Here is a 12,068-nt window from a genome sequence, read left to right on the forward strand (position 1 = left end):
TACGGCTGACGGCTCATGGCAGCTATGCGAAAGAACCCGTTTCATACCCCAGTGGAGGTAGTGGAGGTAGTGAACTGGAGGAAGCGGGGTTGAAAAGAAAATGGTTGTATGTTTGTCCTGAAATGAATATAATTCGAAATAATTACGATTTAGAGAGGGGAAGCTCGAGTTGCTTACGAAGCTGCGCCATTTTTTCCTGGAGATTATTGGTGCTCTTATTCTGGGACTGGGAGCCGTCTGGTTGACCACGATCGGCAAAAAGGACTGGTTTGCTGGTGGGCAATGGGAATGGTCGCCGCGTTGGCTGGACGTCAAAACGTTTTTTCTGAGTATCGTCTTGGAAGCCATCCCGTTTGTTTTGCTCGGGGTATTCTTTTCTGCTTTCATCCAGACGTTTGTCACAGAAGAGCAGGTTCGGCGCTGGACCCCCAAGCATCCGCTGATAGCGCTTCCCTTTGGAGCGTTGCTTGGATTTTTATTCCCGGTCTGCGAATGTGCCATCATACCGGTTGTACGTCGATTGATTCAAAAAGGCATGCCGCTGCATGTAGGGATCACATTTTTACTAGCAGGCCCCATCGTCAATCCAGTCGTTATGTCCTCTACATACATTGCTTTTACCAGACAGCCTGATATGGCGTTCCATCGAGCGGCAGCAGCTTTTGTCGTTGCGATCTTGATAGGTGCTCTCGTTTATCTGTTTGTGCGTAAAAATCCTTTACGTCTAGGCATGGAGTCGCAAATCCGTCATGAGGCAGCGCATTCAGAAGCGATCAGAGGGAAGCTGTCTGCCACCTTTGGCCACGCCATCGATGAATTTTTTGACATGGGGAAATATTTGCTGCTGGGTGCCTTTATCAGTGCCATTCTTCAAGTGTACGTAAGCAGGGAGACGCTTGTTGAAGTCGGACAGGCGCCGTATGCTTCTCATCTGGTCATGATGGGTATGGCGTATCTCTTTTCTTTATGCTCCGAGGCAGACGCCTTTATCGCCGCGTCCTTTTCCCAGTCCTTTCATAGTGGGTCCCTATTAGCGTTTCTTGTTTTTGGTCCCATGCTCGATATGAAAACGACACTCATGCTTCTTGGATCATTTCGCTTCGGATTCGTGGTAAAACTGGTAGCGGCCGTTACCATGCTCGTATTTGCCGTCACGGTATTCTGGCCCATTTAGGAGGGGTGAAGGTGAATCAAGCAGCAGTGAAACGTCACTATTTTTTGCGCAGCCTCATTCTCATCGGATTTACTTTGTTATTGGCACAGCTAGTCGCAACCGATAGGCTGAACCACTACCTGGCCCCTCGCTTGCACGTATTCAGCTACGTGACGCTGGCCATTTTGATTCTGCTGACATTGGTCAGTCTGCGTCAGGCGTATCTGGGAGTAAACGCGTATGAGTGCGATTGCGAGGATGCGCACAAGCTGCCGCGCACTTGGTGGCGCTCCGCACTCGTTTACGGAATGTTTGCATTGCCGTTGGTAATGGGCTTTTTGATGCCGGATCAAATCCTGGGAAGTGACGTCGCCGAAAAAAGAGGGATTACGCTGCTTAGCAATGATGTGAGGAAGCTGGCAGAGGTAACAGGTTCAGGAAATACAGCCGCAAAGAGCGAGACGGTGGCTCCCCCAGCTGATTGGGAACCACAGTCGAAAGCGCAGCTACCTGCAAACAAGGAAACGAGTCAAGCGCCATCCTCCGTGGAGGAAACGCCTGTGAAATTGCCAAAGCTGACGGATGAACAGATTCGTCAAAAGTTTACAAACACGGGATTTGGAGACTTTTATACCGACTTGGCCGTTACGTTGTATAAACAGCCCATCATCCAGCTGAACGACAAGGTATTTTTAGATGGATTGACGACGATGGAGCTGTACGCAAAGGATTTTGCGGGTAAAGAGATTGAGACATTTGGCTTCGTTTATCGACAGCCCGATTTTACCTCCCAACAATTTGTAGTCGCCCGTTTCTCCGTCACATGCTGCACAGCAGATGCTAGTGTGTTTGGCGTGCTGGTGGAAGACGGGCAGGCGAGCAAATGGGCAAAGGACAGCTGGGTAAAAGTACGAGGTAAGCTGGAGGCGAGAAGTGTGGACGGGTATGACATGCTAGTCCTTCGGGCGAGCAAAGTCGAGCAAGCCAAGGCGCCAAAAGATCCGTATGTGTATTACAATTATGATCTACCAGAATCGAATGGATGAGCGTACACAACCAATTCAGCTGACCGCGTCTACCGAGTCAGCTGAATTCTTTTTTTGCTTCATAACGACAGAGAAGCTCATAAGGCCGCAAGCGAAAAGCTTCATAAGGCAAGTAGTTGGGCTCCAGTGCATCGAGCAATCTACTCCTGAAATGGGGGCGGGTAATCCAGGCTTCCGCATTTTCTTTGGTAATGTTCTTGAATACGACCTCTGAGGTCTCGCCTTCAGCTGGCTGCAGCTCTCCACTGAGATACTCGCCACGGAAGACTACACAGAGAATGCCTGAGGTGACATTTTGGTAGATGCCTGTCATCCCGATCAGCCGTACGGTCGCACCGGTTTCCTCCGCAATTTCGCGATGCAAAGCTTCTTCGAGGGTTTCGCCTTCCTCGACTTGCCCACCTGGCATTTCGAGTGTGTCAGGGCGATGGAAATTGCGAACAAGTAATACTTCCCCATCCTGATTGGTGATGAAACCGCTGACTGCAGTAATGTGCCGAGGAGTCTGTGATCCTTTTTGCGAATGCGTAGTAGATGTCAAAAAGTCTTGAGTGAAGTCCAGATACAACTCACCTAATTCTTTACGCTTGCTCATTGCCTTGGTGTGCAAGTCACTCTGTTTGATCATTCGCTCGATTTGTTCGTAGTGCTCCATGCTGTCGTATTCCCATATGGCAACGATCTCGTCTTTGGATTCATTGACCCAGCGCCCGACCAATCTGGCTCCATGCTGAATTTGATTCGGGTACAGATACATGTGAAAAAAATCGGTGAAAACCTCTAGCACCTCTGGGCTGATACGATACGTTTTTCTACGGTAGATCAAGTGCGTCCCTCCCTTATCTCCTATGATTTTCCTTTTACTTCCATAGGGGAACCGTGAAATCCTCCAGGCAATCAAACCATTGTGCGTGACACAAAAACGCTGACGCTCTTTTTTGAACGTCAGCGTTTCCGCTTTTCTTATGCTTCGCCGATGTGGATCTTTCTTCTCGCCACCATCTTGCTGATCATGCCGTGGCGAGGGGAGAACAGGAAAGCCAGGAAAAAGAGCAGCCCAGCTACCGCTGTCATCGCGCCAGCAATCGAACTGTCCAGCCAAGAGGCGAAAAAGTAGCCAATGATGGCGGAGAGGACACCGACAGCCATGCTGATAAAGAGCATGATGTGGAGACGGTCCGTCAGCAGGTAGGCCGTAGCGCTCGGAACCACCAGCATCGCGACGACCAGAATCGCGCCAACACTTTCGAAAGCAGCGACTGTCGTCAGGGAGACGAGTGTCATCAGAAGGTAGTGGAAAAGGACAACAGGAATCCCGATGGCAGCAGCGAGCGCAGGGTCAAAAGCGCACAGCTTGAATTGCTTGAAAAACAATCCGATGATGAGAAGGCTGAACAAAAACACGCCTCCTACCCCCCACAGAGCACGCGGTCCCATGTCCATTCCGCCAAACTGCCAGGTGTCCCATGGAACATAGGCAATCTCCCCGTACAAAACGCAATCCAGATCTAGATCGACCTGCTGGGTGTACAGGGAAACCAGCACGACCCCGACAGAGAAGAGGGCGGTAAAGGTAACGCCTATGGCAGCGTCTGATTTGACCCCGCTTTGATGCAGCATCTGAACGATGAAGACCGTGATCAAGCCAATGATGGCAGCCCCCATGAGCATAGGCAGGATTTCCCGGCTTCCGCTGAAAAGGAAGGCGAGTACGATACCAGGGAGGATGGCATGGCTGATCGCATCACCGAGCATGGCCATTCGGCGCAAGATGAGGAAGCAGCCGAGAAACCCGCAAGAGGCAGCCACGAGTGACCCGGTTAGAATGATCCAGAACGAGTTCATAGCGAGAGCCCTCCTTGTTTGGAAGGGTGAAGAAGGTGAGAAACGCTGTGATGGTCGGACAGCCTCGGAGTCAAATCGTAGGCGTTCAGCTGCGCGAGCATGAGTGACAGCGTTGCGTCCGACAGCTGAGGGGCCAATTCCTCTTGGTTTACATCAATCTCCAGGCTGTGGTATTGGTTCTGGTTCATATGATACAAATCCCAAAGACGCTGATTCAGCACGAGCCGGTGAGCTTCCTTCAGTCCTTCAGGCGTGAAGGTCCACAGTGTTTCCACTTCCGTACGTGAACGCTCTGAGACGAAAGCTAGCTTTTGTAAATCGTACAGAGCTTTGCGAACAGCTGTGGCCCGTTTTCCGCATTTCTGTGCCAGTTGTTCCGCTCCAAAACCGTGATACACGCTGGTAGGGCGGCTTTTTGTCTGTTCCTCCAAACGCTCGTACAAGGCTTGCATGACATCCTCGCGCAGGACTTTTTTACGCATGCGCAAGAAACGAGCCATCCGGGCTAGCACGCCACGGCGAGGGGAGAACAATAGGGAAAACAGGAAGAAGGCGGTAGCGGATAGCACAATGGTCGGACCTGTTGGCAAATTTTCCTGCTGGGTACTGATCAAGGTTCCGAGTACGCCGCTCAAGGCTCCAAAGAATCCGGACAGCAACACCATTTTGCTGAGCTTATCTGTCCAATAGCGGGCTGTGACAGCAGGAGCAATCAGCATGGCGGCTACCAGCACGACCCCAACGGCTTGCAGGCCAATGACGACAGACATAAGCAGCATCAGCATGAGCAGACCATCGAGCAAGCCCATAGGGAAGCCCAGTCCGCGCCCAAAGCCGGGGTCAAAGGAGAGCAGGGTAAATTCTTTGAACAAAAGGGCAGTGATGACAATCAGGACAGCCGCAACGAGCATGATCGTAATGACATCGGTAAAAACAAGAGAAGCTGCCTGCCCAAACAGGAACTTATCCAGACCGCTCTGATTTCCGCTTGCGCTGTGCTGGATGTGAGTCAAGAGCACGATCCCGACCCCGAAAAAGACAGAGAGGGTGAGGGCAAGAGAGGTATCTTCCTTGATTCGTGTATGGCGCGAAATGGCCGTGATGCAGTAGGTGGCTAAAAGTCCAGCGACACCCGCTCCGATCAGAAAGAGACCGATGGACTTGGAACCTGTGAGCAAATAGACGAGGCAGACCCCAGGCAAAGCGGCATGGGCGAGGGCATCGCCTACCAGAGACCGCCCTCGCAGGAAAGCAAAGCAACCGAGAACGCCGCTGCTAATTCCGAGCAACACGCAACCCATGAGGACCCACTGTGTATTGGGATCCTGCAATGCAAGCCAAATATTCATTGCGCGGATGCCTCCTCCGTTGCAGCAGAGCCGGTCAGCAGTACCTGATTGCCCAAGACATGCAGCCGGCCGCCATAGGTCTTCTGCAAATTTTCAGGGGTAAAGGCCTCGTGGGTGGGGCCAGCCGCGATCACACGACGATTGAGCAGGATGGTCCAGTCAAAGTATTCTTCCACTGTTTGCAGGTCATGATGGACGACGAGAACGGTTTTTTTCTGCTGCTTTAGCTCGTTGAGGAGCTGAATGATGGCCCTCTCGGTGGCAGCATCTACTCCAGCAAATGGTTCATCCATGAAGTACAATTGTGCCTCTTGAGCCAATGCGCGTGCCAGAAATACCCGCTGCTGCTGACCGCCGGATAGCTGGCTGATTTGCCGGTTTGCGTAGTCTGCCATTCCTACCTTTGACAGGCACTCCAAGGCAAAGTCGCGGTCCGCTTTTCCAGGGCGACGAAACCAGCCCAGTCTTCCGTATCTACCCATCAAAACGACATCCAGCGCATCCGTGGGGAAATCCCAATCCACGGATTCACGCTGAGGGACGTATCCGACTAGCTTTCGCTGCTGCTTGTAAGGCTTCCCGTATATTTCGGTTTCACCCGAAGCGATGGGGATCAGACCCTGTACCGCTTTGATAAATGTGGATTTCCCCGCACCGTTTGGCCCGATAATGCCAATGAGCTTGCCCTCAGGCACTTCTATGTGCACGCTTCTTAGCACAGGCTTCTTCTGATAGGCAACCGTCAAGTCTTTGACCACCAAGGGAGCTTTTTGCGATGTCATTGTCATACCAAAACCCTTCCTTTCTCCGCGTTGTCTATTTCAACGCCCCAACGATTGTATCGACGTTGTGCTTCACCATACCCAGGTAATTGCCCTCTGGAGTTCCAGGCGCTCCCATGGCATCCGAGAACAATTCACCGCCGATCGAGACTGAGTGGTTTTTGGCGGCAGCCCCTTGAACGACTGCTTCGATCGAGCGTTTCGGGACGGAAGACTCGACGAAGACGGCTTTAATTCGGCGATCGACGAGGGTGTCAACGAGCTTCTGTACATCCTTGAGCCCATACTCGGATGCGGTGCTGATGCCTTGCAAACCAAGTACCTCCACTTCGTAGGCACGACCAAAATATTGGAAGGCATCATGAGCGGTAACCAGTACCCGCTGTTCCTTCGGGATGGAAGCCAGCTGCGCTTTTGCATAGGCGTCGAGCTCCTTTAGCTCTGCCAAATACTTCTCAGCATTCGCCGAATAATCAGCTTGGTGGGCGGCGTCAAATGCGATCAGATCATCCCGGACCTGCTCGACCGCTTTCATCCACAAGGAGACGTCGAACCAGACGTGAGGGTCAGGATTATCAGGGGAAGCGGGATCAGCCAGCAAATCTTCCTTTGTCAATTTGGCAGTAACGGGCTTCACTGGTTTTGTCTTTCCGATTTTCTCGAAGATTTCGACCATTTTTCCTTCGAGGTGCAGTCCAGAGTAAAAGATGATATCAGCTTGATCGATTCGTTTGATGTCGCCTTCTGATGCTTTGTATAAATGCGGGTCGACGCCTGCGCCCATCAGCTGGGTCACTTCGACGTGCTCACCACCTACTTGCTTGACGATGTCAGCGACCATGCCAGTCGTTGCCGTAACCTTCCAGGCACCGTTTCCTTCCTCAGGTGCAGTACTCCCCGAGCAACCGGCAAATACGAGTGTAGTACCCAGAATGAGACTAAACAGTCCTTTTTTCCAACGTGTAAAGTATGTAGACATCAAGTTTGTCTCCCTTCAATTCTTTTTAGTTTATGCATGAATGTTTCCTTGGGGCAACTTTAGCACATAATGATTCCTTGATGCAACAGTATTCGCTTATCACAAAAATGTTTCCTTTGCGCAAAATTTTAGGTGACGAATCTGCTGTTTTTGTGAATCAGCATATGCAAAAGGCAGGTGAGTGTGTCACCTGCCCATTTAGCTCCTATTCACGTGCGATGAGATGATGCCTTACAGCGTAAGCGGCGAGCTGCACCCGGTTTGCTAGCTGCAGCTTGTCCAAAATGTTTTTCACATGATTTTTTACCGTGTTTTCCGCGATGATGAGTGTCTCGCTGATTTCTCGATTGGTTTTCCCCGCTCCGACGTACATCACGATTTCTCGCTCACGAGGGGTGAGGATCTCGGGTCCTGTGCCTGTCGGTTGATCTTCTTGACGGAAGCGGTGGAGGAGCCGGTTTGCCATTTCACGGGAAAGCTCGCTGTCTTCTCCCAGTAAAGCATGCAAGTAATTGATCCAGTCGTCTGGCTCCAGATTTTTTAGCAAATACCCCTGCGCGCCAAACTGGATCGCGGTGATCAGGTCGCCGACATCATCAGAAACACTTAAAATAACGACTTTAATGTGGGGATATGCTTTTTTGACTTCGCGCGTGGCTTCCAGCCCGCTCCACTTTGGCATATTGATATCCATAAGCACGAGATCCGGCTGCAGCTCTCCACATAAGTGGAAAGCCTGCTCGCCGTTTTCAGCCTCGCCGATCACTTCAAAAGAAGGGTCAGGGTCGAGCAAGCTGCGTATGGCGGATCGTGCCATCGGATGGTCGTCTGCGATTAATACTCGATAGCCGTTCATTTGGCAAAACCTCCAGTGTGAGATGTCAAAGTAATGATGGTGCCGCCACTAGAGCGTGTGCAAATATCCAGTGAGGCCTGCAGCTGCCTCGCGCGGTCCTTCATCATGGACAAGCCGTATTTCTTTGATGTTTCACTGAGCCCAGACAAGCCGATACCATCATCCTCGATGGCAAGTGTCCAGCCCCGCGGTTCGTTTGTCGTGAGCTGAATCCAGGCGTGCTTTGCTTGCGCATGCTTCCGGATGTTGGCAAAGGCTTCCTGGATGATCCCAAAAAGCTGAACCTCCTCAGCTGGTGTATAGAAGTTTTCCTTTATTTGCAGCTGCGGGGTAACATCGACACCGGATAGCGCACTCCATTGCGTCAGCCATTTTTCCAGGCGCTGCTCCAGGCTGCCTTCCTCCGGGAGAGAGCGCAGGTTAAAAATAGCTTGGCGCACATGATTGTCTATGGCGGAAACGGCGACGCGAGCATCGTCGAGCTGGCCCTGCTTCAATTTGACATTCAAAAAAAACAGAGATTGGGCAATCCCGTCGTGCAGCTCGCGAGCGAGACGCTCTCTTTCTTCGTAAACCGCTCGCCGGGCTTGTTCTTCCACGATTTTCGCGTTCATTCGTTCGATGGTTCTAAACATCCAGGTGGCAAACAAAAAGGACAGGAGCAGGGTCAGCAGGGTGATATATACGTTGCCAGTCTCCATGGACATGTAGGGCAGCAAAAAGTCATGCCGGACAAACTCAAAGCCACCAATGATGATGGTGGGGATCAGAACAGTCAACCAGTAAAAAATGCGGTAGCTCATTGTGGCAATCCCTTCCTTACCTGTATCAATCAATCCTAGTATACCGAAGCAGGCGGCTGGATGATATACTCGGTATCAGAGCAAGCGTCAGGAGCAGGAGGGAGAACATTGGGTAAAGTGGCAACAGCGTTAACGATAGCAGGTTCCGACAGCGGTGGAGGAGCAGGGATTCAGGCGGATCTAAAGACCTTTCATCAGCTGGGTGTTTACGGAATGAGTGCAATAACAGCCGTAACGGCTCAAAATACATTAGGGGTAGCAGGCGTTTATCCACTTTCTGTGGAGGCCGTATCCATGCAAATTCGCGAAGTCCTGCGAGATATTGGGGCGGATGCAGCCAAGACAGGGATGCTGTTTGATGCCGCCATCATTTCGGCCGTGGCAGAGGAAGTGAAAGCATTCGGTATTCAAAAGCTGGTGGTTGATCCTGTCATGGTGGCAAAAGGCGGTGCCAAGCTATTGCTTGATGAAGCGATCGTAGCCTTGCAAAAGCATTTGCTGCCGGTATCCGAAGTCGTGACCCCGAATCTGCCAGAGGCGGAGTGCTTGACAGGCATGCAAATTCGCACACCAGAAGACATGCGAGAGGGCGCCCGAGCGATTCACGCACTCGGAGTACGGAATGTGCTGATGAAAGGCGGACATCTGGAGGGAGACATCGTCGTCGATATGCTGTTCGATGGACAAGCCTTTTACGAGATTTCCCATGAGCGGATACAGACGCGACATACCCATGGGACAGGCTGCACCTTTTCGGCGGCACTGACCGCTGAGCTGGCGAAAGGCACCCCATTGGTAACGGCGGTAGAGAAGGCGAACCGCTTTATCTTTGAAGCCATCAAAACCGCTCCACAGCTGGGTGGAGGGCATGGTCCGACAAACCATTGGGCTGTGATTGATGAATAGAAAAGAGAGCCCTTTTGAGGGGCTCTCTTTTTCATTGGCCGGTAATCGGCACGGAAAATCCAGTGGAGAGTCGGGAGGTATAATCCTCCAGCGTGAAGCGGTACTCTTGTGGAGCTCCTTTGTCGGTTGTGCGCTTATAGAGAATGCTGCTGTTTTGCAGATACCCCTTACTTGGCTCTTCGGCAGGACGGGATGAAGTGGAACCACTGGCGTACTCATATTGATTTCCGCGATCATCCGTCAGATCATTCCCGACCGAAAGCATTCGATTTTCGTCTTGACTTCCCACCTGAAGGGAGAGGTCGATGCCCACAACGTCTTGATTTTGCCGAATGGCTGACAGAGTGAGACGGGAGTCGGGTGCTTTGATCAGTTTGCCTGTTTTGGCATCGATGACGACCTGCAGCTTGTGTTTGTCCAGAGCACGGATCCCGTCTGCTTTCAGCACAAGCTGTTTGGGCTGTTCAAAATAAACGCTCTCCAGGTTGTAGGTGACGCCGGTTTCCCCATCTGGCGTGGAGACAATCCCGTTGCCCCAGAAAGAGTACGTCCGTCCTTTTTCATCCTCCAGCCGCAGCTGGTCAAATCCGAATATGCGCTTGGAATTGGCTGGATCAAACTGAATAGAGACCTCGGTCTGGGTAGGGTAAACGACGATCTTGGTAATGGTAAATTGCTGGTCATCTACGGTAACCTTCTGATTAAGCGGATAAACGATTTCTTTTAGCGACTCGTACTTTCTCTTATCGATCGGAAAGGAAACTTGAAAGGGCGTATCCAGCTGCTTCTGATCTACTGTAAGGGTAACGTTTGCAACCAGTGCATCCGGAATGTGGGTCGTATCCTGCCAATAAACATCCAGACGATTTTGTTCCAGGCTGGATCGGCTTTCTTCGTTATCTCCCCGAGACGACCAGGAGTATCCGGCAGTCGTTTGCTCACCGTTCTGATTGTAAAATTTGACTTGATTCAGCTCCACATGATGACCAGGCTGCTCGTGGCGAATGGTATAAAAAAGCAGCATCCGCTTTTGATCCATCAGAACCTGATCAACCGTAAAGCGGACACCATCATGCTCAGCGCTGGCGCCAATAGGTTGTATCATGTTGTGCTCAGCGGCCATCTGCAGGCCTTTGTCATCCCGTATTAGCTCAACCAGCTTCTCCATGCCAGGCAGGTGGCTGACATAAGCGGCTACTGCAGGTGAGAGACGAATGGAAAAGAACAGCCCTAGCAGGATAAGGCAAGCGATTCCACTGGTTGCCCAGCGAAAATGTGAGCGGCGTTGTCTTTGCGCAAGCTGCTGCTTGGCCTGTTGCATGCCCCTCAGGATGGACAAGTCGATTTTCTCAGGAACGGGGATGCTCTCCACCCTCTGTTTGTCTTTCCACAATTCCTGCTCCAGCTGTTCCCACGATTGATCCTCATGCATTGCCTACCACTCCTTTCCCAGATCGTGCCGAAGCATGTTTAGCCCCTTGTGCAGCCACGTCTTGATCGTTCCTTCTGGCTGGCCGAGGACCGTGGCAATTTCCCGAATTGTCAAATCCTCGAAATACTTCAGAATGACAACGTGGCGGTAGAGGGGAGCGAGCTTGGCGAGAGCTTCTTCCAAATGGAGACGGATAGCTGCTTGGTCTGATTCCCCAATGTTCCCTCCTGCTTCCGTTTCTCGCTGCGTGGAGCGCAGGATGAGACGTTTCTTTCGTCTTTGTTCATCCGTACAGATATGAATCACGATGCGCGTCAGCCAGGTAGACACATAAGCAGGTTGCTTTACCTGTGACAGCTTGAGATAGGCTCTGCAGGTCGCTTCTTGTATGGCTTCTAGAGCATCCGTCTCATTTCGCAGGAACGCATAGGCGACTTTGTACAGTTTATCCTTGTGTAGCCTCATAAGTTGGTAAAAAGCCTCGTCATTACCGCTCCGGGCTTCCTTTACCAGATGTTCGAGATTCACGTTCACCCCTCCTAGTCGATTAGACGCGCGAGGAGGGCAAACGGTTTTCCTAAAATCAAAACATTATGCTTCAGATGAGAACCGAACGCCCAGCTAGCGCTTACTTTATAGAAAGAAAAGGTGAGGCGAAGTGAATGTGGTGGATCAAATGGGTAACGATTCATGAGTCGTATGGATTGCCGCGAGTAGCGCAGGAGTGCCGCAGATATTTGGAAAGTCAGGGCATCCGCGTACGGATTTATTTCAAGCAAACGAAACGAGCCGGACATGTATACATGCTGCAAGTGCCAGCCGATCAAGAAGCGCTAGCGCGGATCTGTTTACAGGCTTTTAAAGATGCTATTTCGTAGCGGGATGAAAAGGAAGACTGCCAGCTGCCCCCTGTCTGC

At 51.4% G+C, this 12,068-nt stretch carries 13 protein-coding genes; 4 read left to right on the forward strand and 9 right to left on the reverse strand.

The annotated features are described in order from the left end of the window. Nucleotides 1-169 precede the first annotated feature (169 nt). Both ACLIN2_RS11620 and ACLIN2_RS11625 read left to right on the forward strand, forming a co-directional pair. A complete protein-coding gene (locus ACLIN2_RS11620; protein ID WP_411504101.1) occupies nucleotides 170-1,174 on the forward strand; it encodes a permease in 1,005 nt (334 codons plus the stop codon). Between the two features lie 11 nt (nucleotides 1,175-1,185). After that, on the forward strand, nucleotides 1,186-2,199 hold the full coding sequence (locus tag ACLIN2_RS11625) for a TIGR03943 family putative permease subunit (protein ID WP_411504102.1): 1,014 nt from the start codon (nucleotides 1,186-1,188) through the stop codon (nucleotides 2,197-2,199). 37 nt (nucleotides 2,200-2,236) lie between these two features. On the opposite strand, the gene ACLIN2_RS11630 is transcribed toward ACLIN2_RS11625, so the two are convergent. The 7 genes from ACLIN2_RS11630 to ACLIN2_RS11660 all read right to left on the reverse strand — a co-directional run bounded on the left by ACLIN2_RS11630 (nucleotide 2,237) and on the right by ACLIN2_RS11660 (nucleotide 8,813). After that, nucleotides 2,237-3,025 (reverse strand): NUDIX domain-containing protein, encoded by a 789-nt coding sequence (locus ACLIN2_RS11630; RefSeq protein WP_411504103.1) that lies wholly within the window; start codon nucleotides 3,023-3,025, stop codon nucleotides 2,237-2,239. 137 nt (nucleotides 3,026-3,162) lie between these two features. Beyond that, a complete protein-coding gene (locus tag ACLIN2_RS11635) occupies nucleotides 3,163-4,044 on the reverse strand; it encodes a metal ABC transporter permease (protein WP_411504104.1) in 882 nt (293 codons plus the stop codon). Next, nucleotides 4,041-5,393: a metal ABC transporter permease gene (locus ACLIN2_RS11640; RefSeq protein ID WP_400582177.1), complete on the reverse strand. Its 1,353-nt coding sequence runs from the start codon at nucleotides 5,391-5,393 to the stop codon at nucleotides 4,041-4,043. The genes ACLIN2_RS11635 and ACLIN2_RS11640 overlap by 4 nt, the downstream gene beginning before the upstream one ends. Continuing rightward, nucleotides 5,390-6,175: a metal ABC transporter ATP-binding protein gene (locus tag ACLIN2_RS11645; RefSeq protein ID WP_092268204.1), complete on the reverse strand. Its 786-nt coding sequence runs from the start codon at nucleotides 6,173-6,175 to the stop codon at nucleotides 5,390-5,392. The genes ACLIN2_RS11640 and ACLIN2_RS11645 overlap by 4 nt, the downstream gene beginning before the upstream one ends. A 34-nt stretch (nucleotides 6,176-6,209) precedes the next feature. After that, the gene (locus ACLIN2_RS11650; RefSeq protein WP_411504105.1) at nucleotides 6,210-7,154 is read right to left on the reverse strand and encodes a metal ABC transporter solute-binding protein, Zn/Mn family; all 945 of its coding nucleotides are present in this window, start codon (nucleotides 7,152-7,154) and stop codon (nucleotides 6,210-6,212) included. 205 nt (nucleotides 7,155-7,359) lie between these two features. Next, nucleotides 7,360-8,010, reverse strand: coding sequence for a response regulator (locus ACLIN2_RS11655; RefSeq protein WP_092267959.1), 651 nt, complete (start codon nucleotides 8,008-8,010; stop codon nucleotides 7,360-7,362). Next, the gene (locus ACLIN2_RS11660; RefSeq protein ID WP_092267960.1) at nucleotides 8,007-8,813 is read right to left on the reverse strand and encodes a sensor histidine kinase; all 807 of its coding nucleotides are present in this window, start codon (nucleotides 8,811-8,813) and stop codon (nucleotides 8,007-8,009) included. The genes ACLIN2_RS11655 and ACLIN2_RS11660 overlap by 4 nt, the downstream gene beginning before the upstream one ends. 108 nt (nucleotides 8,814-8,921) lie before the next feature. Here ACLIN2_RS11660 and thiD point away from each other — a divergent pair, with 108 nt between their 5' ends. Beyond that, nucleotides 8,922-9,719: a bifunctional hydroxymethylpyrimidine kinase/phosphomethylpyrimidine kinase gene (thiD, locus tag ACLIN2_RS11665; protein WP_092267961.1), complete on the forward strand. Its 798-nt coding sequence runs from the start codon at nucleotides 8,922-8,924 to the stop codon at nucleotides 9,717-9,719. A 31-nt stretch (nucleotides 9,720-9,750) separates the two neighbouring features. Here thiD and ACLIN2_RS11670 read toward each other — a convergent pair whose 3' ends face one another. Both ACLIN2_RS11670 and ACLIN2_RS11675 read right to left on the reverse strand, forming a co-directional pair. Then, nucleotides 9,751-11,151, reverse strand: coding sequence for a DUF4179 domain-containing protein (locus ACLIN2_RS11670; protein WP_411504106.1), 1,401 nt, complete (start codon nucleotides 11,149-11,151; stop codon nucleotides 9,751-9,753). 3 nt (nucleotides 11,152-11,154) lie between these two features. After that, on the reverse strand, nucleotides 11,155-11,679 hold the full coding sequence (locus tag ACLIN2_RS11675) for a sigma-70 family RNA polymerase sigma factor (RefSeq protein ID WP_411504107.1): 525 nt from the start codon (nucleotides 11,677-11,679) through the stop codon (nucleotides 11,155-11,157). Between the two features lie 134 nt (nucleotides 11,680-11,813). Here ACLIN2_RS11675 and ACLIN2_RS11680 point away from each other — a divergent pair, with 134 nt between their 5' ends. After that, nucleotides 11,814-12,029, forward strand: a complete 216-nt coding sequence (locus tag ACLIN2_RS11680; RefSeq protein WP_327929954.1) for a hypothetical protein — start codon at nucleotides 11,814-11,816, stop codon at nucleotides 12,027-12,029. The last annotated feature ends 39 nt before the right edge of the window (nucleotides 12,030-12,068 follow it).

This window comes from Brevibacillus centrosporus (genome assembly GCF_046622605.1).
Taxonomy (GTDB): Bacteria; Bacillota; Bacilli; order Brevibacillales; family Brevibacillaceae; genus Brevibacillus; species Brevibacillus centrosporus.